The 20,960-nt window shown below is 67.7% G+C and carries 17 protein-coding genes and 2 riboswitches; of the genes, 5 read left to right on the top strand and 12 right to left on the bottom strand.

From position 1 onward, the window contains the following. Window positions 1-12 precede the first annotated feature (12 nt). Complete coding sequence (locus tag VLK31_RS21025; protein ID WP_409170376.1) at window positions 13-669, bottom strand: TetR/AcrR family transcriptional regulator; 657 nt, start codon at window positions 667-669, stop codon at window positions 13-15. 49 nt (window positions 670-718) lie between these two features. Between VLK31_RS21025 and VLK31_RS21020 the strand changes: the two genes are divergently transcribed. The 3 genes from VLK31_RS21020 to VLK31_RS21010 all read left to right on the top strand — a co-directional run bounded on the left by VLK31_RS21020 (window position 719) and on the right by VLK31_RS21010 (window position 4,056). Next, window positions 719-1,834 carry a DUF2855 family protein gene (locus VLK31_RS21020; protein WP_409170375.1) on the top strand — a complete coding sequence of 372 codons (1,116 nt, stop codon included), beginning with the start codon at window positions 719-721 and terminating at the stop codon, window positions 1,832-1,834. A 132-nt stretch (window positions 1,835-1,966) separates the two neighbouring features. Next, window positions 1,967-3,016, top strand: coding sequence for a lipase family protein (locus tag VLK31_RS21015; RefSeq protein WP_409170374.1), 1,050 nt, complete (start codon window positions 1,967-1,969; stop codon window positions 3,014-3,016). Between the two features lie 116 nt (window positions 3,017-3,132). Then, on the top strand, window positions 3,133-4,056 hold the full coding sequence (locus VLK31_RS21010; RefSeq protein ID WP_409170373.1) for a DUF3014 domain-containing protein: 924 nt from the start codon (window positions 3,133-3,135) through the stop codon (window positions 4,054-4,056). A 42-nt stretch (window positions 4,057-4,098) separates the two neighbouring features. Here VLK31_RS21010 and VLK31_RS21005 read toward each other — a convergent pair whose 3' ends face one another. From VLK31_RS21005 to VLK31_RS20980, 6 genes are all read right to left on the bottom strand, one after another. After that, the gene (locus VLK31_RS21005) at window positions 4,099-4,689 is read right to left on the bottom strand and encodes a glycerol-3-phosphate responsive antiterminator (protein WP_409170372.1); all 591 of its coding nucleotides are present in this window, start codon (window positions 4,687-4,689) and stop codon (window positions 4,099-4,101) included. Window positions 4,690-4,699: 10 nt separating this feature from the next. Continuing rightward, window positions 4,700-6,250, bottom strand: a complete 1,551-nt coding sequence (locus tag VLK31_RS21000; protein WP_409170371.1) for an FAD-binding oxidoreductase — start codon at window positions 6,248-6,250, stop codon at window positions 4,700-4,702. After that, window positions 6,251-7,936: an FAD-dependent oxidoreductase gene (locus VLK31_RS20995; protein ID WP_409170370.1), complete on the bottom strand. Its 1,686-nt coding sequence runs from the start codon at window positions 7,934-7,936 to the stop codon at window positions 6,251-6,253. Then, window positions 7,933-9,480 carry an FGGY family carbohydrate kinase gene (locus VLK31_RS20990; RefSeq protein ID WP_409170369.1) on the bottom strand — a complete coding sequence of 516 codons (1,548 nt, stop codon included), beginning with the start codon at window positions 9,478-9,480 and terminating at the stop codon, window positions 7,933-7,935. Before VLK31_RS20990 ends, VLK31_RS20995 begins: the two co-directional genes overlap by 4 nt. Then, window positions 9,477-10,940, bottom strand: coding sequence for an MFS transporter (locus tag VLK31_RS20985; protein WP_409170368.1), 1,464 nt, complete (start codon window positions 10,938-10,940; stop codon window positions 9,477-9,479). Before VLK31_RS20985 ends, VLK31_RS20990 begins: the two co-directional genes overlap by 4 nt. Before the next feature lie 192 nt (window positions 10,941-11,132). Continuing rightward, window positions 11,133-11,879: an SDR family NAD(P)-dependent oxidoreductase gene (locus VLK31_RS20980; RefSeq protein ID WP_409170367.1), complete on the bottom strand. Its 747-nt coding sequence runs from the start codon at window positions 11,877-11,879 to the stop codon at window positions 11,133-11,135. A gap of 155 nt (window positions 11,880-12,034) precedes the next feature. Here VLK31_RS20980 and VLK31_RS20975 point away from each other — a divergent pair, with 155 nt between their 5' ends. Further along, complete coding sequence (locus VLK31_RS20975; RefSeq protein WP_409170366.1) at window positions 12,035-12,955, top strand: LysR family transcriptional regulator; 921 nt, start codon at window positions 12,035-12,037, stop codon at window positions 12,953-12,955. Window positions 12,956-12,998: 43 nt separating this feature from the next. Here VLK31_RS20975 and gcvP read toward each other — a convergent pair whose 3' ends face one another. From gcvP to VLK31_RS20950, 5 genes are all read right to left on the bottom strand, one after another. Further along, complete coding sequence (gene gcvP, locus VLK31_RS20970; protein ID WP_409170365.1) at window positions 12,999-15,908, bottom strand: aminomethyl-transferring glycine dehydrogenase; 2,910 nt, start codon at window positions 15,906-15,908, stop codon at window positions 12,999-13,001. Between the two features lie 131 nt (window positions 15,909-16,039). Beyond that, entirely contained in the window at window positions 16,040-16,411 is a 372-nt protein-coding gene (gcvH, locus tag VLK31_RS20965; protein WP_409170364.1) for a glycine cleavage system protein GcvH, read from the bottom strand. Between the two features lie 60 nt (window positions 16,412-16,471). Further along, window positions 16,472-17,644, bottom strand: coding sequence for a glycine cleavage system aminomethyltransferase GcvT (gcvT, locus tag VLK31_RS20960; RefSeq protein ID WP_409170363.1), 1,173 nt, complete (start codon window positions 17,642-17,644; stop codon window positions 16,472-16,474). A 45-nt stretch (window positions 17,645-17,689) separates the two neighbouring features. Next, a riboswitch (glycine riboswitch) is annotated at window positions 17,690-17,793 on the bottom strand. Window positions 17,794-17,805: 12 nt separating this feature from the next. Continuing rightward, window positions 17,806-17,896, bottom strand: a riboswitch (glycine riboswitch). Between the two features lie 329 nt (window positions 17,897-18,225). Further along, the gene (locus VLK31_RS20955; protein WP_409170362.1) at window positions 18,226-18,786 is read right to left on the bottom strand and encodes a hypothetical protein; all 561 of its coding nucleotides are present in this window, start codon (window positions 18,784-18,786) and stop codon (window positions 18,226-18,228) included. A gap of 105 nt (window positions 18,787-18,891) precedes the next feature. Beyond that, entirely contained in the window at window positions 18,892-20,091 is a 1,200-nt protein-coding gene (locus VLK31_RS20950; protein WP_409170361.1) for an MFS transporter, read from the bottom strand. Between the two features lie 92 nt (window positions 20,092-20,183). Here VLK31_RS20950 and VLK31_RS20945 point away from each other — a divergent pair, with 92 nt between their 5' ends. Beyond that, entirely contained in the window at window positions 20,184-20,960 is a 777-nt protein-coding gene (locus tag VLK31_RS20945) for an AraC family transcriptional regulator (RefSeq protein WP_409170360.1), read from the top strand.

The raw sequence follows: 20,960 nt of genomic DNA, 5'->3' as shown, positions 1-20,960 counted from the left end.
GCAGGCGGGCCATCACCATCGCCTGCATTTCGCCGACCCACTCGCGGTCCCAGTGGCACTGGCAGTGCCACTGGGACCGGCACTGGCTCCTGCACTGGCACTTTCACCGTCGCTGGCTTCAGGCTGCACCAGCAGCCGGTAGCGGCGCCCGCCCCATGCGGCGGTGAGCAGCGCATGAACCGTGGCGGGTGAGGGCTGTGGCTGCAGGTCCGTGCAGGCTGCGAAGGCTTGCAGCCATCGGCCGGCCAGTTCGTCGTACACGCGCCGGTGGTGCTTGGGCTCCGCCACGCGGTGCTCGAGCATCAGCATCGCGTGGTCGAAGGCGGGCAGGCCATTGGGCTGCGTGTCGCAGGTGATGTGCACGAGGCGACTCACGCGCTCCTGCCAGCTCAGGTCGGTCGGCGCGATCGCCTCGGCGTCGAGCCGCGCGAGCAGGGCCTCGATGCAGTGGCGCACATAGCCCGAGAGCAGCGCCTCCTTGTCGGGAAAGTAGTCGTACAGCGTGCCCACCGCAATGCCGGTTTCCAGCGCCACGGCGCGGGTGGTCACGCCGTTCCAGCCGTGCGCGTTCCAAATCCGAACAAAGGCATCGTAGATCGCCTGCACGGTGAACTTGCCGCGGGCTTGCGTGGGGCGTTTCAGGGGCTTGGAGCGGGGTGCGTGCGGCATCGGCGGGTTTCCGAACCCGCGATGAAACGGGCCGCCCTACAGTTTGCGAATGAACAACGCATTCACTTTAACCCGCCTCGAAACGCGCAAGAACGCCCTAGGCACCACCCGTGTGCTGACCACGCCGGACAGCGGCGCGCTGCAGCCCGGCGAGGTGCTGATGAAGATCGGCCGCTTCGCGCTGACCACCAACAACATCACCTACGCGGCCTTCGGCGACGCGGTCATGAAGTACTGGCAGTTCTTTCCGACCGGCCATGCCGACTGGGGCCACATGCCGGCCTGGGGCTTTGCCGACGTGGCGGCGTCCAACGCCGAGGGAGTGGCGGTGGGCGAGCGCTTCTACGGCTACTTTCCGATCGCGAGCCACCTGCGCATGCAGCCCGTGCGCGTGACGCCACGCGGCTTCTACGACGGCGCGCCGCACCGTGCCGGCCTGGTGTCGGCCTACAACCAGTACATGCGCTGCAGCCAGGACGCAGGCTACGTCGCCGCGCTGGAGGACTACCAGATGCTGGTGCGCCCGCTGTTCATCACCTCGTTCATGCTGGCCGACTTCCTGGAAGACAACGGCTTCTTCGGCGCGCGGCAGGTGGTGGTGTCGAGCGCCTCGAGCAAGACGGCGTTCGGCACGGCCTTCTGCCTCGGCCCGCGCGAAGGGCTTGAATTGGTCGCGGCCACGTCCAACGCCAACCGCGCGTTCGTGCAAGGCCTGGGCTGCTACAGCCGCACGGTGGCCTATGAAGAGCTGACCACGATGGCGCGCGAGGTGCCCACGCTGTACGTCGACTTCTCGGGCAACGACGATCTGCGCGCCACCGTGCACCATCACTTCGGCGACGCGCTGGTCTACGACTGCTATGCGGGCTCGGCGCAGAACACCGCGTTTCTTGGCGACACCGGCGCGCTGCCCGGTCCCGCGCCGCAGCTCTACTTTGCGCCGGTGCAAATCAGCAAGCGCAATGCCGACTGGGGCCCGCAGGAGGTCAACCGCCGCTTCAACGAAGCGCAGGGCCGCTTCATCGCAGAACTCAGCCTTCCCGGCAACCGCTGGATGACGCTGGCGCAGGGCGAAGGCTTCGCGCATGCGCAGGCCGTGATTGCCGACCTGCATGCGGGCAAGGTCGATCCGCGCCAGGCGCATGTGGTGCGGCTCGCGGGCTGAGCGGCTCACATGAAAGAGGGATGAAGGCATTCACCTCATGCGATAGCCTGCACCCGGCCGGATTGCGGCAGAAATCGGGAGGTCTGGATGTCATCGCAGAAATCGAGCAGGAGCCGGTCGGCTCCTTACATCATGTGGCGCCTGCTCGGAGCGGGTGCCGGCGCGCTGGTGCTGTGCTTGCTACACGGTTGCGTCAGCCTGACGCAGCCACAAGAAGCTGCGCTGTCGCGGGAGCCGGGCGAGCGCGTGCTGGGCCACTCCGTTGATGTGGGTGTCGAGGCCAGGAAGCACTGGGAGTACGCATGGCTGAGCACGCGGGCCTACAACGCGCACTACGTCGAGGCCACCGGTATAGCGCCCGAGCCTCCCAGGCTGGAAAGTGGGTCGGGCGGCGCGCAGAGCCTGAAAGCAGAGCGCGACTGCCCGAGGCCCGACGAAGTGCTGGAAGGTGCCCGCTGGTACCGATGGGAGGAATTCCCAGGCCCGCAGGACGGTGACCTCACCCAGCGCCTGAGCAAGGCGCACTTGCGCGTCGAGGTCTGGGAGCATCCGGCCACGCGTCGGATGGTGGTCGCGTTCGGCGGAACAGTGTTTACCAACGCGTCCGACTGGTTGTCGAACATCCGCTGGTTCCTGCCGGAGCGCGAGGACGAGTACACGACGATCCAAAAGGCCTTCGTAAAGGCGTTCGTTGCCAGGTACAAGGAGCGGGCCGCCGATCCGCGCTATGCATACCTGCGAAGCGGCGGCGGGGTGAAGCTCTATGCCACAGGCCACTCGCTGGGTGGCGGCCTCGCCCAGCAATTCGCGTATGCGCTGCCGGCGGATGCCGATGTGCCACGCGTCGAACGCGTGTATGCATTCGACCCATCGCCTGTGACGGGCTATTACAGCGTTGAGGAAAACGTGCGGGAGTCAAACGCCAGGTTGCTCGAGATCGACCGCATCTACGAACGCGGCGAGGCGCTCGCATTCGTGCGCTCCATCACCAATTTCTTCGTGCCGCCGAGCGACAACGAACCGAAGATTCGCAGCGTGCGCTACGCGCTGTTCTACAACATCAAGACCTTCTGGAACATCGTGGGTGCGCACTCGATCCCGCAGCTGGCGTGCGAACTCGGCGAGGCTAAGAACCGGGCCGAGCCGCCGCCGGTGCAGGCAGCGGCTTCGTCGGCCGGGTGAACTTCCGAACGGCCGGCGCGTCACAGGGCGTTACGACGACATGGCAGGGTGCGGCCCGAATGGGTGCACCATCGTCATTCGCCTCCCCTGACATTCATCGCAAGGAACCCGACCTCATGTCCGACAGCGATACGCGCGATTCCCGTGACAACCGCAACCCTTCCGACTTCAGACCCCGCCGCGAAACGCCCACCGGCGCCATCGTCATCGCTGTGCTGGTGCTGCTTGCCGCCGCATTCTTCGGCTGGCGCTGGTACCAGCAGCAACAGCTGAAGCCCGCCGAGCCCACGCCGGTTGCCGCCGCGGCCAACGACGCACCCGCGCCACCGCCACCCGCCGCGGTGGAACCCTCGGGCCCGCAGAACCCGGTCGATGCGCTCGCGCCGCCCGATGCCGCCTTGCCCAAGCTGGCCGATTCAGATTCGCGCGTGATGAAGGCATTGGCCGACCTGCTCGGCGCGAAGAACGCCCAGGCCTTCTTGCGCTCCGACGGCGTCGTGAACCGCTTCGTGTCCACGGTCGACAACCTGGCGCGCGAACACGCGCCGGCCAACGCATGGCCGGTGCAGCCCACGGGCCAGCGCTTCATTGCCGAAGGGCAGGGCGAGGCGCAGGCCATCTCGGCCAACAACGCCGCGCGCTACAACGCCTTCGTTCTGCTGGCGCAGTCCATCGACCCGGCCAAGGCCGCGGCCGTTTACGCCAGGCTCTATCCGCTGTTTCAGCAGTCGTATGAAGAGCTGGGCTATCCGGGGAAGTATTTCAACGACCGGCTCATCGCGGTGATCGATCACCTGCTGCAGGCGCCCGAACCCCAAGGCCCGGTGCTGGTGCGCCTGGTCGAGGTGAAGGGCGAGGTGCCTTCGCAGCGGCCCTGGGTGCGCTACGAGTACGTCGATCCGCAGCTGGAGGCCATGTCCTCCGGCCAGAAGATCATGGTGCGCATGGGGCCGGAGAACGAGCGCAAGGTGAAGGCCAGCCTGCGCGGGCTGCGTCAGCAGATCGCCACGGGGGACGTGGCGAAGAAGAAGCAGCCCTGAAGCAGCCCTGAAGCCCCCGAGCGGGACCCCCTCAGCCGCCCCTCAGCCGCCCTTCAGCAGCGCCTGCACGTCCAGGCTCCACATCACGGTGTCGCTGGTCGACACCGCCACCGCGCCGGCGGCCAGCGCGCTGCGCACATCGTTGTGCGTGCTCACGAAGCCGGAGGCCACGATGGGCGGCAGCGCGTTGCGCTCCTTGATGGCAATGTGCGAGAGCATGGGTGCCGGCATCAGCTGCACCAGGTTCGGGTCGCTCTGCTCCAGCGCCTTCACGCTGCGCGGCCATGTGGAGCGATCGGTCACGAACACCTTCTGCATCGTCAGCAGGCCTGCCCGGTTGGCGCGCTGGATGGTGGCCACGCGGGTGGACACCAGGCTGGTCGCGCCGATTTCGGCCAGATACTCCACGCCGCCCTTGTCGGGCGAGATGCCCTCGCAGCTGTCGATGTTGACGATGGCGATCTTGCCCGCCCGCGTGATGGTCGACACCACGCCTTGCAGCTTGCGCAGTTCCACATTCGCGACGATGGCGATCTCGCTCGCGCTGTCGATGAAGGCGTCGATCTGCTCCGCCCCGTAGAGCGTTGCGATGATCGGGTGCCGCGCAAGGCGCGCGCCAAGGGAGCGGTCCATTCGTTGAAACTCAGTCTGCGTGGGGGGACAGTTCGTCGGTGAGGCCGAGCTTGCCCGGGTTCAATATGTTCTTCGGGTCGAGCGTGCGCTTGATGGCCTGCAGCACCGGGAAGGCGCTGCCCAGCGAGTCGGCCATGTAGGGCGCACGCAGCAGCCCCACGCCGTGGTGGTGGCTCAGCGCGGCATTGTGGCGCACCAGCACGGCGTTGGCCGCGTCCCAGGCGGCGCGGTACCAGCGCGCGCGGTCTGCCACATCCACTTCGCCTCGCAGCGAGAAGTACAGGCAGGCGCCGTCCACGTAGGCGTGCGACTGGTGCGCCGAGCCGGCCAGGGTGCCGGGCACGGCGTTGATGGCGGCCACCACCTCGTCGTAGATGGCGGGCAGGTCGCTCCAACGCCCGCTCATCTCCAGCGTGTCGGCCACGAAGCCGGGGCTGCGCTTGAAGCCTTCGGCGCTCTTGCCGGTGAGGTAGCGGGTGTCGAGCCAGCGTTCGAAGATGGCCGGGCCGTCCAGCACGCGGCCCAGTTCCTTGCAGGCGCGTTCGCTGATGGTCATGACGGCATCGACCATCTCGGGCGCGCCTTCGTCGGCGATCAGCAGCACGTGCGTGTCCGCCAGCTCGAACTGCACCTTGCTTTCCAGCGCGTCGTACAGCCGCAGCGCGGCCGGGTTGGCGCCCCGCTGCATGATCTCGCGGCAGGCCTCCAGGCCGCTGGCGAAGCTGTCGAAGCCGTAGGCGATGGCGCGGCCGTAGTCGGGCAAGCGGTGCAGCTTGAGCCGCACGCGCACGATCACGCCCAGCGTGCCTTCGGAGCCGATGAACAGCTGCTGCAGGTCGGAGCCCACGGCCGCGCGCGAGTAGCCACCCACGGTGACGAGGCTGCCGTCGGCCAGCACCACGTCCATGCCGAAGACCATGTCCTCGATCTTTCCGTAGCGCGTGGACAGTTGGCCCGCGCCGCGGCAGGCCACCCAGCCCCCGACCGTGCTGATGCCGAAGGAAGAGGGCCAGTGGCCCATGGTCATTTGATGCTCGCGCTGAATGGTTTCCTCGAACACGTCGCCGAACATGCCCGCCTCCACCTCGACGATCTGGCTGTGGGCATCGAAGCCGATGAACTTGTTGAGTTCGCACACGTCCAGCACGATGCCGCCGCGCACCGGCAGCGCCGCGCCGGTCACGTTGCTGCGGCCGGCCGACACGGTGACCGGAATGGCCGCCGCATGCGCGATGCGCATCACGGCCTGGATCTGCTCGACCGTGGAGACGCGCACGATCACGGCCTGCGGCGTGGCCGGCTTGCCGCCGGTTTCGCTGACCATCGAGCCGGCCCACCAGTCGCGCGTCCACGTCACCACGTCAGCGGCGGCGGTGAGCACTTCGTCGGCCACCTTGCGCAGCGCCTCGGTGTGCGCGGGAGCCACGGAGACCGGCGCGCGCTGCAGGCCGGGCGGGCCGTCGGTCGCGGTGATCGTCTTGGCGTAGGCCGGTGGCGTGTGCGCCCCGACGACGTAGTTGCGGCGGTTGTAGCCGCGCTGGATGGCGTCTTTGCTGATCATTTACTTCACTCCCATAAGGATGGATTTTTCATGCGCGATGGCCGCGCGGTAGCTGGCTACCTGCCGGGCCGTCTCGGCGGTGGACAGGCCCAGTTCGGCCTGGAGGATGTCGCCCACGCGGGCCGCAGCGCGCCCGGATGCGTCGCGCGCCATGAGGCGCGCGCGGATGCGCCGCGACAGCACGTCGTCGACGGTGCGTGCGAGTTCGTGCCGTACCGCGTAGACGATCTCGGCCTCGCTGTGTGGCAGGCCTTCGACGATGGGCCGCTGCAGGCCGGGGTCGGCCTGCAGGATGTCGGTGACAAAGCGCGCCTCGGTGCCGTAGCGTTCGCCCAGGTGCGCGGCCATGCCGCCCGATGCGGTGATAGCCTGCGCGTCGTAGCCCGCAGCACCCAGCAGAAAGGCCGACCTGGTCTTGCAGCCGTTGCGCTGGCCCAGCACTTTCTGTGCGGCGTCGATGGTCTGCTCGGCCATGTGGCGCGATGTGGTGAGCTTGCCGCCGACGATGGTCAGCAGGCCGTCGGGTGCGGTGCGGATCTGGTGGTTGCGCTTGATCTCCAGCGTCTTGCCGCCGGCTGCACCGGCGGGAGCCACCAGCGGGCGGCAGCCGGCGATGCTGCCGACCACGTCTTCGGCGCACAGGTCGGTCTTCAGCGCGGAGCGCGCGCCGTCGAGCAGAAAGTCGAGTTCCTCGCGTGTGCAGCACACGTCGTCGAGGTTGCCTTCGTAGTCTTCGTCGGTGGTGCCCAGGTACGACACGTCGCCCCAGCGCGTGATGGTCGCGCGCCGGTTGCGCCCGGGCACCGGAATGGTCACGGTGCAGTCGTTGCGGATCTTCAGCCACGGAATGGCCACGTGCACGCCCTTGGCGGGGCGCACGTTCAGCGTTTTTTCTTCGTTCTTCTTGCGACCGTCCCAGTCGCGCAGCCACACACCGGTGGCCATGACGACGACGCGCGCGCGCACACGCATCTCGCGGTCGTCGGCCTGCACCACGGCACCGTCGACCTTGCCGTGCGCGTTGCGGGTGATCTCCACGGCCTTTGCATGGTTGAGCACGGCCGCCCCATGAAAGGCGGCGGTGCGCGCGATGTTGAGCGTGAGCCGCGCGTCGTCCACCCGCGCGTCGAAGTACATGAAGCCGCCGGTCAGGTGCTCGTCCTTGAACGTGGGGCAGTGCGACAGCACTTCGGCCTTGGTCAGCTTCTGGTGCAGGATGCCCTCGCGCCAGCCGCCCGCGATGTCGTAGGTCCACAGCAGGCTCTCGAAGGCCTTGGCCAGGCGCTTGTCGAACACGCCCTCGCGCTCCATCACCGGAAACAGGAAGGGCAGCCGCTGCACCAGGTGCCGCGCATTGCGGCGCAGGCGCTGGCGCTCCAGCAGCGAGTGGCGTACCAGCCCGAGGTTGCCCTGCTCGATGTAGCGCAGCCCGCCGTGAACCATCTTGGATGATTTGGACGACGTGCCGAAGGCGAAGTCGTCTTTCTCGACCAGCGCCACGCGGTAGCCGCGCAGGCTGGCGTCGAGCGCGGCGTAGGCGCCGGTGACACCGCCGCCGACGATCAGCATGTCGAACTGTTCGTCGGCCAGGCGCGCGAGCTGATCCTGCCGGTCGAGCCGCAATGGCTCGGTGGTTGTCATGTCGGCCCGGTCCTTGCCGGACCGCAGGGATAGCAAACCCATCATGAGGGGAGTTCTCCTTTGCAAAGGTTCTTGAAATGGCGTGCATGCGCGAGCTCTGACGCAACGCGGGCATGCCACAAGGTTCTGCGCGCGTGGCGTTGCGCGGCATCGACGGAGGGTTCGAACACGGCGTCGGTAACCAGCGTGTCGCGCGCCTGCTGCAGCGAGTCCCAGAGCAGGCCCGACGAGCCGGCCAGGAAGGCAATGCCGCGCAGGCTGGCGCGGTCGGCCTCGGCCATGCGCCGCACGGGCATGCCGGTGAGATCGGCCTGAATCTGCAGCAGCGTCGAGCTGCCCGACAGCCCGCCGCCCACGAAGAGTTCGGACACACGCACGCCAGAGACTTCCTCGTTCGACTGGATGCACGAGGCCACCGAATGCGCGATGCCTTCAAGGATGGCGCGCGCCACTTCGGCGCGTGTGGTGGCCATCGAGATGCCCGTGAGCGAGGCACGCGCGGCGGCCTCCATCGCGGGCACGCGCAGTCCGGTGAGTGCCGGAATGAAAGTGACGTCGCGCGCGCTGCCCGCGGTCGCCGCCAGCGTGCTGATTTGCGCCGCGTTGTCGAACCACTGGAGCTTTTCGCAAACCCAGTTGAGCGCCGAGCCGGTGGTGGCCACGAAGGTCTCGACCGCGAAGTGCGACACGCCCTGCGCGCGCCGCGCCGTCATGGTGAGGGTGCCGTCGTGCAGGCCGGCGTTGGCGGGCTGAACGGGGCCGGTGATCACGTCGACGAAGCTGCCCGTGCCGTGCACGCACATCGCCTGTTCGCGGTCGAGGCAGCCCAGGCCGATGGCGCCCGCGTGCTGGTCGCCGGCGCAGGCGAGGATGGGCACGTCGATGCCCAGCAGGTCGGCGCGGGTGCGGCCGAACTGGTCTGCGTCCTCGCGCAGTTCGGGCAGCAACTCGGCGGGAAAGCCGAGCGCGCCGATCCAGTCGAGCTGGTAGCGGTGTTCGGCCAGCACATAGGCGCTGCCGGAGGTCACGTTGGTGGGCGTGGTCACGCAGGCACGTGCGTCGGACAGGTGCCACAGCAGCCAGCTGTCGATGGTGCCGAAGGCCAGCCGGCGCTGCTCGAAGGCCTGTGCCACGGCGGGCGTTTCGCGCAGGTGGTGCGTGGCCCAAAGGTAGGGCGAGCGCACGCCGACCGGGCGGCCCATCTGCTTGACCAGCAGCCGGTCCCATTGCGACGCCAGCTTGTCCAGTTCGTCGACGTAGCGCGTGTCCTGCCACACCATGGCGGGCACCAGCGCGCGGCCGGTGTGGGTGTCCCACAGCACGGCCGAGCAGCGCTGCGTGGCGATCGCGAGCGCCACGATGCGCTTGCTCTCGGCCCGGGCGCGCGCAATGGTCGTGCGGCACACGGCCAGGGTCTTGTCGAGGATGGTGTTGGCGTCCTGCTCGACCACGCCGGGGCGCGGCGTGTCGACCTGCAGGGGCGCGTACTCGAGGCACGACACATGGCCGTTGCGCCCGACGACGGCGGCCCGGGTGCCCGAGGTGCCTTCGTCGATGGAGAGGATCACGTCCTCGATGGTGGACTTCATCGGTTCATTTTTCCCACGGCTGGATGCAGGGTTTCGCGCAGCGGGCGCGCGTCTTCCTCGAACTGCGGCGCGCCGTCTTCGTTGTCGGGGTTGATGGTGGTGCGGGTCGGGTCCCAGCGGATCACGAAGCAGATCACGCTGGCAATGAGCGGCACCACCGACAGAATGAGGAAGGTGTGGTCCAGCCCGTACTTCTCGCGGAACAGCGGGAACACCAGCAGGCCCAGCGCCGCGCCCATGGAGCCGAGCGCGCCGATGATGCCGTTGGCGCCCGCGCGCAGCTCGCTGCGGAACGACAGCGACGACAGGCTCTTGCCGTTGGCGCCCGGCCCGCCCGAGTGGAACAGGATGAAGAGCGACGGCACCGTCACCGCCAGCCACAGCGGCATGTGGCCATGGAACAGGCCCAGCGTGAGCAGCATGAGGAACACCATCGCAAAGCCGAAGGCCGACGCGCGACGCAGACCCAGCTTGCGGCCGATCCACGGCGAAAGAAAGCCGCCGAAGATGCCGAACACGTTGAACGCCAGTGCGCCGATGGTGGCCTGCGCAAAGTCCCTGCCGAACAGCGTGGCGCTGATCAGCGGCAGGTACCAGCCCACCGCGAAGTATTGGATCGACTGTCCGATCTGCACCGTTGCCGCCAGGATGGTGCGCTGCAGGTACACGCCGCGAAAGATCAGAAGCACGTTGGCCGCGCCGCGGCGCGCCTGGTTCATGACAGGCAGGCGCTCGTTCTTGGGTGCCGCCACGAACAGCTGTCCGTAGATGCGGCTCATGGCCTTGGCGGCGTCGTCGAGCCGCTCCTTGCGCGCCAGCCACACCGGGCTTTCCACGAGCAGCACGAACTGCAGCACGAGGATGGTGACGCCGAAGACCGCGGTGGCCGCCACCGAATAACGCCAGATGGAGTCACCCACGTCCCACGAATAGAACATGAGCGCCAGCAGCAGGTTGGTGCACACCGCGGCGTACCACATGCCCTGCCAGGTGTTCAGCCGGCTCTTGAGCTTGGCCGGCGTGAACTCCGCGAGCACCGCCATCGCAATGGCGAAGTCGATGCCGTAGGCCGCGCCCACGAAGAAGCGGCCCACCAAAATCATCTCGAAGCTGGGTGCGAACACCACCAGCACCGCACCGATCACGGCGAGCAGCTTGGCGAGGATCAGCGGGCGGATGCGGCCCCAGCGGTCGGCCATCCAGCCGCCGATGGGGTTGAACGCAATGGCAACCCACGAGGCCATGGACGTCATCAGCGCCACCTGCGCGGCGGTGAGCGAGAGGTTGCGCGTCATGGGCCCGAGGCCCGCGCTCAGTGCGGAGTTGGAAAAGGCGTCGAGGAAGAGGCCGCCAAGTGCGAGCCACCAGATGACGGCGGCCCGCCCGACGATGCCCTGGCGTGAATCCAGGTAGGCGATGACATCGTCGATGCCGCGGATCTTGATCGCGTTGGGTTGCACAGTTGTCTCCATTGGAATAATCCGCAAGAAGACGATGCAAACCATGCAGGCGCGACAAAGCCATCTTACAGATGGTCTTTAAATCTGAACCTGTGCGCAAATTTTAAGTGCGACCTTTTCGATGAGTCAATGAACGCCGGGGCGGTGTTAACCACTAGCGTGCCAGCGCGCGCCTCGGCGCCTTCGTTGCGCTCAGAGCTTGGAGCCCCCATCGACACGCAGTGTGTCGCCCGTGATCCAGCGCGATGCGTCCGACGCAAGGAACGCGACGGCACCGGCAATGTCGTCGGGCTGCGCCACGCGCTTCAGCGCCTGCAGTGAGAGCGTGAAGTCGCGGCCCGCGTCGGTCTTCGCGAACTTCGACATGTCGGTCTCGACCACGCCCGGTGCCACTGCATTCACGCGGATGCCGCGTTCGCCGAGGGCCGAGGCAAAGTGCTTCACCAGCGTATCGATCGCGCCCTTGGTGGCCGCATAGGCCGACAGCGCGCCCACCGAGGCATGCGCGGCAAGCGACGACACCAGCACGACGCTGCTGTCCTTGCCCAGCATCGGCAGCAGTTGCTGCACCAGGAAGAAGGGCGCGCGCACGTTGACGGCGAACATGCGATCGAAATCGTCGACGGTGGTTTCTTCGATGGTTGCGCCGACCGACACACCGGCGTTGGCCACGAGGATGTCGAGCCGCTCGCCGACCACTTCGCGCACCTGGCGCGCAAGCGTGTGCGGCCCGTCGGGCGCGCCCAGGTCGGCCTTCAGCGCATCGGCGCGCCCGCCAGCCTGGCGGATGTCGGCGACGACGGTTTCGGCCTCGGCTGCGCCGCTGCTGTAGTGCACCAGCACCCGCGCGCCGGCCTTGGCGAGGGCCAGTGCGCTGGCACGGCCGATGCCGCGCGAGGCGCCGGTGACGAGGGCTGTCTTTCCTTGGAGCGAATGCATGGAGATTCCTTTGAGGCAGACGTGGGAGGTATCTCCGCCTGCCGGGGGTGCGTTGGCGATATGCCTTTGCATGAGACTTAATCTAGGGCCCGCATGCACGCTTCACAAAGACTTTGTAAGCTCGGCCCCATACCTCACAGGCATGGAGCCGACCCATGGAACTGCGCCATCTGCGCTACTTTGTTGCCGTGGCCGAAGAAGGCAGCTTCACGGTCGCGGCCGAGCGCAGGCTGCACACCGCGCAGCCCTCGCTGAGCCGGCAGATTCGCGACCTCGAATACGAGGTCGGCACGCCGCTGCTGAGCCGCAGCGCGCGTGGCGTCGAGTTGACCGCCGCGGGCAAGGCCTTTCTCGACCATGCGCGGCTGGCGCTGTCGCAGGTCGAGGCGGCCGGCGAAGCGGCGCGCCGCGCGGCCACACCGGCCAAGACCACGTTTGCGCTGGGCTTCCTCACGGGCCAGGAGATCGACTGGCTCGCAGAGGTCATGCGCACGCTGCGCGACGAGCTGCCGCTGATCGAGGTCACGGTGCAGAGCCAGTATTCGCCGAGCCTGGCCGACGCGCTGCTGCGCGGCAAGCTCGACCTGGCGTTCATGCGCCGCGAGCCGAACATGCCGGACCTGGCGTTCAAGCTGGTGACGCGCGAGCCGCTGCTGGTGGTGCTGCGCAGCGACCATGCGCTGGCGGCGCGCAAGTCGATCGACCCGCGCGCGTTGGCGAAAGAGAACTTCGTTCAGGTGTCGAACACCGCGCCCGCGCTGCGCGCGGTGATCGACAGCTACCTGAAGCACCATCGGCTCGCCATCACGCCGGTCCACGAGGCCGACAACCTGGCGATGGCAATTTCGCTCGTGGCGTCCACGCGCGGCGTGGCACTGCTGCCGGTGTATGCGTTGAACTTTCTGCCGGCGTCGGTGGTGAGCCGCCCATTGAAGTCTGTGGGGCCGTCGAAGGGCGAGGCGCCCGCCATCGACCTGGTCGTCGGCTATCACAAGGCCAACGCCTCGCCCCTGCTCAAGCTGTTTCTGTCACGCATGGACGAGATGGTGGCGCGCGTGGCGCAGCGGGCGCATTGAGCGGCGCGCGCCTCGTTCCCGCCGGGACAATTCGCGCGGGCCTTCAGGCCGCTTCGGCTTCCTTGTAGTCGCCCACGGGCAGGCAACTGCAGAACAGGTTGCGGTCGCCATACACGTTGTCGACGCGGCCGATGGGCGGCCAGTACTTCGCGTTCTTCAGCGCGGCCAGCGGGTAGGCGCCGAGTTCGCGCGCATACGGGTGGCTCCATTCACTGCCCAGCAAACTGGCCGCGGTGTGCGGTGCGTGCTTGAGCGGGTTGTCGTCCTTCGGCCAGACGCCTTCCTCGATGCGGCGGATCTCGCCGCGGATGGCGATCATCGCGTCGATGAAGCGGTCGAGCTCGGCCAGCGGCTCGCTCTCGGTCGGCTCCACCATCAGCGTGCCCGGCACCGGAAAGCTCAGCGTGGGCGCGTGAAAGCCGTAATCGATGAGCCGCTTGGCCACGTCTTCGGCGGTGACGCCGCTGGTGTCCTTCAACGGGCGCAGGTCCAGGATGCATTCATGCGCCACGTGCCCGTTGGGGCTTGCGTACAGCGTGGGGTAGTGGTCCTTCAGGCGCGCGCTGATGTAGTTGGCGCTCAGGATGGCCGTTTCGGTCGCGGCCTGCAGGCCCTTGGCGCCCATCATGCGGCAGTACATCCAGCTGATCGGCAGCACGGCCGCGTTGCCCAGCGGCGCGGCCGACACGGCACCCACGCCGTGCGACGGCACACCGGCCGTGGCATGGCCCGGCAGGTAGGGCACCAGGTCTTCGACCACGCACACCGGGCCCACGCCCGGGCCGCCACCGCCGTGCGGAATGCAGAAGGTCTTGTGCAGGTTCAGGTGGCTCACGTCGCCGCCGAACTCGCCCGGCGCGGCCACGCCGACCAGCGCGTTCATGTTGGCGCCGTCCACGTACACACGCCCGCCGTGTTCGTGCACCAGTTCGCACAGTTCCTTCACGCGGGTTTCGAACACGCCGTGCGTGCTGGGGTAGGTGATCATCACGGCGGCCAGCTTGTCGCTGTGCTTTTCGCAGGCGCGCTTCAGGTCGTCCATGTCGACGTTGCCCTGCGTGTCGCAGGCCGTCACCACCACCTGCATGCCGACCATCTGCGCGCTGGCGGGGTTGGTGCCGTGCGCGGAAGAAGGAATCAGGCAGATGTTGCGGTGGCCCTGGCCCTTGGCCTCATGAAAGGACTTGATGGCCAGCAGGCCCGCGTACTCGCCCTGCGAGCCCGCATTGGGCTGCAGGCTGATGCCCGCGTAGCCGGTGGCCTCGCACAGCCAGGCGCGCAGTTGGGCGTCGAGCTGGGCATAGCCCTGCAGCTGGTCGGCGGGTGCGAACGGGTGGATGTTGGCGAACTCCGGCCAGGTGATGGGGATCATCTCGCTGGTCGCATTGAGCTTCATGGTGCAGCTGCCCAGCGGGATCATGGTGCGGTCGAGCGCCAGGTCCTTGTCGCTCAAGCTGCGGATGTAGCGCAGCATGGCGGTTTCGCTCTTGTGGGTGTTGAACACCGGGTGCGTGAGAAAGGCGCTGGTGCGGCGCAGGTCGTCGGGAATCAGCGGCGTGGTGTGGGCAGCCAGGTCGTCGAAGCGCGGCATCGCGGTGCCGGCGGGCACGAACAGCGCCCACAGCGTTTCGATGTCGTTGCGCGTGGTGGTCTCGTCCAGCGAGATGCCCAGGTGCTGCTGCAGCCGCTGGCGCAGGTTGACGCCGCCGGCCTGCGCCCGCTCCAGGATGGTGTGCGTGTCGTCGCCTGTGCGAATGGTCAGCGAGTCGAAGGCGGTGGTGTTCACCGGCTCGCGGCCCATCTGCGACAGGCCCTTGGCGAGGATGGCGGTGAGCACGGCCACGCGCTGCGCAATGCGCGTGAGGCCGTCGGGCCCGTGGTACACGGCGTACATGCTGGCCACCACGGCAGGCAACACCTGCGCGGTGCAGATGTTCGACGTGGCTTTCTCGCGGCGGATGTGCTGCTCGCGCGTCTGCAGCGCGAGGCGGTAGGCGGGCTGGCCGTGGGTGTCCACGCTCACGCCGACCAGGCGGCCCGGCAGCGAGCGCTTGAAAGAATCGCGGCAGGCCAGATAGGCGGCGTGCGGGCCGCCGTTGCACAGCGGCATGCCGAAGCGCTGCGTGGTGCCGCAGACGATGTCGGCATCGAACTCGCCGGGCGCCACCAGCAGCGTGAGCGCCAGCAGGTCGGCCGCCACGATGAAGGCGGCGTCGCACTGGTGCGCATGGCCCGCGAGCGGGCGCAGGTCGTGCACGTGGCCGGTGGTGGCGGGGTACTGCGCGAGCACGCCGAAGAACTCGCCGCTCACCATCAGGTGCGGCAGCGTTTCCGACACGGTGCTCACCTTCACCTCGATGCCCAGCGGCGCGGCGCGGGTCTTGATGACCTCGATGGTCTGCGGATGGCAGTCGCCAGACACCAGGAACACATTGCTCTTGCTCTTGACGCTGCGCTTGGCCAGCGTCATGGCCTCGGCCGCGGCCGTGGCTTCGTCCAGCATCGACGCGTTGGCGATGGCCATGCCCGTGAGGTCGCACACCATCGTCTGAAAGTTGAGCAGGGCTTCCATGCGGCCCTGTGAAATTTCGGCCTGGTAGGGCGTGTACGCGGTATACCAGGCGGGGTTTTCGAGCACGTTGCGCAGGATGACGCCCGGCGTGTGCGTGCCGTAGTAGCCCTGGCCAATGAAGCTCCTGAACACCTTGTTCTTCGATGCCATCACCTTCAGCTCGGCCAGCGCGTCGGCCTCGGTCACCGGCGCGGGCAGGCGCATCGGCTTGTTCCGGCGGATGGCCGCGGGCACGATGCCGTCGATGAGCTCCGCGCGCGTGGCCGAGCCGATCACCGGCAGCATGCGCGCCTCGTCCGCCGCATCGATGCCGATGTGGCGGGCAAGGAATTCTTCGGCGTTCTCTAGTTCTTGCAAAGAGGGAAGGGCGGGCGTCGGCATGGCGGTGACTGTCTATCGGCGTTAATAAAAGAACTCAGCGGTCGCCGCCGGGCCGCCCCAAGGCGGACCGCGCCTTCCCCACGGGGGATGGAGAAGCACACGAAGTGGCAAGCCGAGGGGCAAACATCATTTCAGGATTCGGCGGCGAACTGGTCGTACGAAGCCGCGTCCAGCAAGGCGTCGAGCTGCGCGGGTTCGCTCAGCTTGACCTTGAAGAACCAGCCGCTGGCCAGCGGGTCGCTGTTGGCGAGCGAGGGGTCGGCGCGCAGCGCTTCGTTCACTTCGACAACTTCGCCCGACACGGGCATGAACACGTCGGCGGCGGCCTTGACCGATTCGACGACGCCGGCAACTTCGCCTTGCGCAAAGCTCTTGCCCACTTCAGGCAGGTCGACGAACACCACGTCGCCCAGCGCGTCCTGCGCATGCACGGTGATGCCGACAGTGGCCGCGCCGCCTTCGGCCAACACCCATTCGTGGTCCTTGGTGTACTTGATGCTCATGGAAAACTCCTCGTGGAAAAAATGTTTCGGGGTGCAGAGCCTAACGGGGCTCGGTGTCCTTCAACCGCGGTAGTAGCGGGTGGGAACGAAAGGCATGGTGGACACTTCCATTGGCACCGGCTTGCCGCGCACGATGGCCTGCACGCGCGTGCCCGGCTCCGAGAAAGCGGTGGCCACATAGGCCATGGCGATGCAGCGCTCGGCCGTGGGGCCGAGCAGGCCGCTGGTGACGATGCCGATGTCTTGGCCTTCGAAGGACTGCAGCACGCTGCCTTCGCGCACCGGAATGCGCTCCAGTGCCACCAGGCCCACGCGCTTGCGCTTGAGCGTGTCGTGGTCGGTGTGACCGGCGGCGAGCGCAGTGGCGGCGGTGAGCTGCGCCAGTATTTTTGCCGCGCCCGGAAAGCCGCCTTCGCGCGCGCCGCCCGTGCGGCGCACCTTCTGCATCGCCCAGTTCAGTGAGGCTTCGACCGGCGTGGTGGAGGTGTCGATGTCGTTGCCGTACAGGCACAGGCCGGCTTCCAGGCGCAGCGAGTTGCGCGCGCCCAGGCCCACGGGCTTGACTTCGGGCTGGGCCAGCAGCAGGCGGGCGAGGGCGTCGGCGTCCTGGGCGGCCACGGAGATCTCGAAGCCGTCTTCGCCGGTGTAGCCGCTGCGGGTGACGAAGGATGCAATGCCGCCTATCTTCACCGCACCGCCGGTCATGAACACGAAGCGCTCGATGCCGGGGGACAGGCGCGCCAGCGTGGCGGCGGCTTGCGGGCCCTGCAGTGCGAGCAGGGCGTGGTCGGGCAGGGGCTGCACCGCGCAGCGCGCACCGATCTTCTGCTGAATGTGCGCGATGTCGGCCACCTTGCAGGCGCCGTTGACGATCACGAAGAGCGAGCCGTTGCCTTCGTTGAAGAACATCAGGTCGTCGAGGATGCCGCCTTCGTCGTTCAGCAGCAGGCCGTAGCGCTGTTTGCCGACGGGCAGGTCGATGACGTCGACGGGCATCAGGGTTTCGAAGGCGGCGGCGGCGTCGGGGCCCGTCAGGCGCAGTTGGCCCATGTGGGAGATGTCGAACAGGCCGGCCGCGTCGCGTGTGTGTTTGTGTTCGGCCATGAGGCCGGCGGGGTACTGCACGGGCATCGAGTAGCCGGCGAAGGGCACCATGCGGGCGCCGAGCTCCAGGTGGAGGTCGTGCAGGGGCGTCTTGAGGAGGGTGTCGGAAGCAGATGCGCAAGAGGCCATGGGGCACTCCAAAGGGGCAGACGAAATCCATGACGCAAGCCATGGGCCACCCCTGCTGTCCGCTTTACCTGAGAGATTCGCCCCACGATCGGGGTTTGCTCCTTCGGTGGGCTGTTGTCTGGCAACGGCCTCTCTCCAGCAAGGAAACGCCGGTGTTCACCGGCGTCTTGTCAGTCCTTTTGCCTGAGCGTTCGGGGAATCCCTGCGCCTTCGGCGGCCCCGTCACGCGGGGCTCTCTCCTGACCCGGGCGAGTGTAGTGGATCGGGGCTGGGTTGCGGTTGCTCAGGGATTCAAGGATTCAGGGCGCGTGCACAGGCCGCCGGGTACTCCCCTCCGCGAATGTCCCCCGGGCTTCGCCCTCCTCCTTTATTTCGCTGCGGGGAGTACCCGACGCCCTGTGCACCAGGGCACGCTGCTGGTGTTCCGCCGATCAACCCCGGCTCTGAAAACGCTCACGTCGATGGGGTGCCTTGCGCAGCGAAATAAAGGGGGAGGCCGCAGGCCGGAGGACATTCGCGGAGCAAGGCACCCCGTCGGCGTGAGCGTCGCCCTGAACAGAACATCGACGAACTTCAACCGTTCAATGAACAACCTCAGCCGGCGGCAACAACCGATCGATACGCTCGCGCAACGATTCGGCCCGCTCCGGCCCCGCGCTTTTCTCGACCTCCGACAGCATCAGCGCCGCAATGGTCAGCATGGCCTCGCGGTCGCGCGCCTCGCGCAGGGCGTCGCGCATCTGCAGCGCAAATTTTGGGTCGCGGCGCACGAACATGCGCTCGCACATGTCGAACAGGAACATGCGCGTGGTGGCCAGCGAACGCTTGCCGTCGAAGGTGTCGGCCGACATGCTGACCTGGATCGGCTCGGCCACAGCAGCTACAGCGGCCGCCGCAGCCTGCGCCACCTGTGCGGCTGCCGATGCTGCAACAGCCGCCGCATGCGGGTCGTGAAGGTAACCCCGCTGCACCAGCGCCAGCAGCACCTGCTCGGCCTCACCCCGCGTGGTGAACAACGGACTGAAGTCCGTCAGCGAACGCCGGCCATCGGCCATCAGCAGCAACGCACGCTCGCGCTGGCTCAGCGTGCGCTGGTCGCCCTGGAGTTCGTCGCGCGCCTTGTCGGTCTTGGTGGGGAGCATGGCAGCCACAGCTTTCTGGGATCGGGGGCTGAAGCATCGTTGCATGCGGTGACATCTTCATGAACCGTTTGGTTTAAGTGGTCAGGCTCGCATTCACGCCATGTTTCAGGCGGTGGCAGCTTCCTCCTCAACCGGCACCATCGGCACCACCGGCACCGTCCGGTTGCGCAACCGCAGCGCCAGCCCCGTCGCCACGCACAGCACGCACAACACCGTCGTCAGCGTGACCCCCAGCCCGCGTGCGTCCGACAGCATGCCGAACAGCGGTGACACCAGCCCGCCCACGGAGAGCGCCAGCCCCAGCGTGATTCCGCTGGCCGTGGCCGGGTTGCGCGGCAGGTAGTCCTGCGCCAGCGTTACCTGCGCCGCGAAAGGCAGAAACATGCACATGCCCAACAGCGCAGTACAGGCCAGCGCCCAGGCCGCGTTCGGCGCCAGCACCAGGCCCGCCATGGCCGGCAACGCGAACAGGTAGCCCGCGCGGATGGTGCCCATGCGGCCGATGCGGTCGCCAAGCCAGCCGCCCAGCAGCGTGCCCACGGCACCGAACGCGGTGAAGGCGGTGAGCGCCGCCGCACCCTGAAACGCGGTGCCGTGCAGGTCGCGGGTGATGCGCAACGAGAGCATCGACAGCACCGTGACATACGGAATCGACCAGCCCACGATGGTCGCCACCAGCACGCCGAAGGCACGCCAGTCGTTATGCGGCTTCAGCAGATGACTGGCGGCCTGGCGTGCAGCTGCGGCCGCTGCAACCGAGGCACGCTGGCCCCCCGCGTTCGCCACCACCCACACCACGCCCATGGCCAGCGCGGGCAGCCCCAGCAGGTAGCTGCGCGACAGGCTGCCGCCGCCGACCACCGTGGCCGCCAGCACCGGCGCGAACGAAGCGCCGATGGTGCCGCCCACCGAGAACACGCTCATTGCCTTCTGCGAAGCACCGCCGGCAGCGCGCGCGGCCACCGTGGCCGGCGGGTGGTACGCCGCAATGCCCAGGCCGCACAGCGCAATGGCGATCCAGGTCAGCAGGTAGCTCTGGCTGACGCCCGCCAGCACCACGCCCAGTGCCGCCACCAGAAAACCGGTGGGCACCAGCCAGCTGCGTGGATGGCGGTCGGCATACAGGCCGAACAGCGGCTGCACCACGCTCGACAGGCCGGTGGCCGCCAGCATCAGCCCGGCCGCGGCCGTGTAGCTGTAGCCGCGCTCCAGCACCATGAAGGGCAGCAGCGCGGGCACCAGGCCCTGGTAAAGGTCGTTGACGGCATGGGTGCCGGTGAGCAGCCCGAGTCGGCGCTTGTTCATGAGGGTCGCTTCTTTCGTTTCCTGGTGAAAAAAGCATCGTAGGAAGCCGTGCGAAGATGTTCTCTCTACGAATTGGCATTCATCGTCGAGAAATGGACAAAGCAATCAACCTGCGCCCCGAAGAAGGCGAGTCGACCCCGCGCGCCGTCGCGGTGCTGGCGACCGACCCCGCGGGGGACGCCTTCATTCCGCCGCACACGCACCGTCGCGGGCAGCTGATTCACGCCATCTCCGGCGTGATGCTCGTGAGCGCGGCGGCCGGAAGCTGGGTGGTGCCGACCGGGCGCGGCGTGTGGGTGCCCGGCGGCATGGAGCATCAGATTCGCATGGCGGGCGAGGTGCGCATGCGCACCGTGTTCGTCGAGCCCGGCATGCGCGCGGACCTGGGCAGCCAATGCCGCGTGATTCATGTGGGCGAGCTGCTGCGCGCGCTCATCGTCACGGCGGTGGCGCTGCCGCTGGACTACGCACCGGGCGGGCGCGACGAACGTGTGATGGAGCTGATGCTCGACGAGATCGAGGCCGCGCCTGCTCTGTCGCTGCATGTGCCCATGCCGCGCCATGCGCGCCTGGCGGCGCTGTGCGAAGAACTGGTGCGCGACCCCTCGCTGCCCGCCTCGCTCGACGCCTGGGCGCTGCGCCTGCACATGAACAGCCGCACGCTCGCGCGCCTGTTTCAGCGCGAGACGGGCATGAACTTCGGGGCGTGGTGCCGGCAGGCACGGCTGCTGTTGAGCCTGCCCAAGCTGGCCGCCGGCGCGTCGGTTCTGGACGTGGCGCTGTCGCACGGCTACGAGAGCCCGAGCGCCTTCACCGCCATGTTCCGGCGCACGCTGGGCGTGCCGCCCAGCGTGTACCTGCGCCGTTGA

The organism is Variovorax sp. H27-G14 (genome assembly GCF_046156345.1).
Lineage (GTDB): Bacteria > Pseudomonadota > Gammaproteobacteria > Burkholderiales > Burkholderiaceae_C > Variovorax.
This window is presented reverse-complemented; position numbering and strand designations above follow the sequence as displayed.

Coding starts and splice junctions, on each gene's coding strand:
- VLK31_RS21000 (WP_409170371.1), bottom strand. CDS start 6,250: ATGATCAGCAAAGACGCCATCCAGCGCGGCTACAACCGCCGCAACTAC.
- VLK31_RS20955 (WP_409170362.1), bottom strand. CDS start 18,786: ATGCTCCCCACCAAGACCGACAAGGCGCGCGACGAACTCCAGGGCGAC.
- gcvH (WP_409170364.1), bottom strand. CDS start 16,411: ATGAGCATCAAGTACACCAAGGACCACGAATGGGTGTTGGCCGAAGGC.
- VLK31_RS21020 (WP_409170375.1), top strand. CDS start 719: ATGAACAACGCATTCACTTTAACCCGCCTCGAAACGCGCAAGAACGCC.
- VLK31_RS20950 (WP_409170361.1), bottom strand. CDS start 20,091: ATGAACAAGCGCCGACTCGGGCTGCTCACCGGCACCCATGCCGTCAAC.
- VLK31_RS21010 (WP_409170373.1), top strand. CDS start 3,133: ATGTCCGACAGCGATACGCGCGATTCCCGTGACAACCGCAACCCTTCC.
- VLK31_RS21005 (WP_409170372.1), bottom strand. CDS start 4,689: ATGGACCGCTCCCTTGGCGCGCGCCTTGCGCGGCACCCGATCATCGCA.
- VLK31_RS21015 (WP_409170374.1), top strand. CDS start 1,967: ATGTGGCGCCTGCTCGGAGCGGGTGCCGGCGCGCTGGTGCTGTGCTTG.
- VLK31_RS20980 (WP_409170367.1), bottom strand. CDS start 11,879: ATGCATTCGCTCCAAGGAAAGACAGCCCTCGTCACCGGCGCCTCGCGC.
- VLK31_RS20975 (WP_409170366.1), top strand. CDS start 12,035: ATGGAACTGCGCCATCTGCGCTACTTTGTTGCCGTGGCCGAAGAAGGC.
- VLK31_RS21025 (WP_409170376.1), bottom strand. CDS start 669: ATGCCGCACGCACCCCGCTCCAAGCCCCTGAAACGCCCCACGCAAGCC.
- VLK31_RS20990 (WP_409170369.1), bottom strand. CDS start 9,480: ATGAAGTCCACCATCGAGGACGTGATCCTCTCCATCGACGAAGGCACC.
- gcvT (WP_409170363.1), bottom strand. CDS start 17,644: ATGGCCTCTTGCGCATCTGCTTCCGACACCCTCCTCAAGACGCCCCTG.
- gcvP (WP_409170365.1), bottom strand. CDS start 15,908: ATGCCGACGCCCGCCCTTCCCTCTTTGCAAGAACTAGAGAACGCCGAA.
- VLK31_RS20945 (WP_409170360.1), top strand. CDS start 20,184: ATGGACAAAGCAATCAACCTGCGCCCCGAAGAAGGCGAGTCGACCCCG.
- VLK31_RS20995 (WP_409170370.1), bottom strand. CDS start 7,936: ATGATGGGTTTGCTATCCCTGCGGTCCGGCAAGGACCGGGCCGACATG.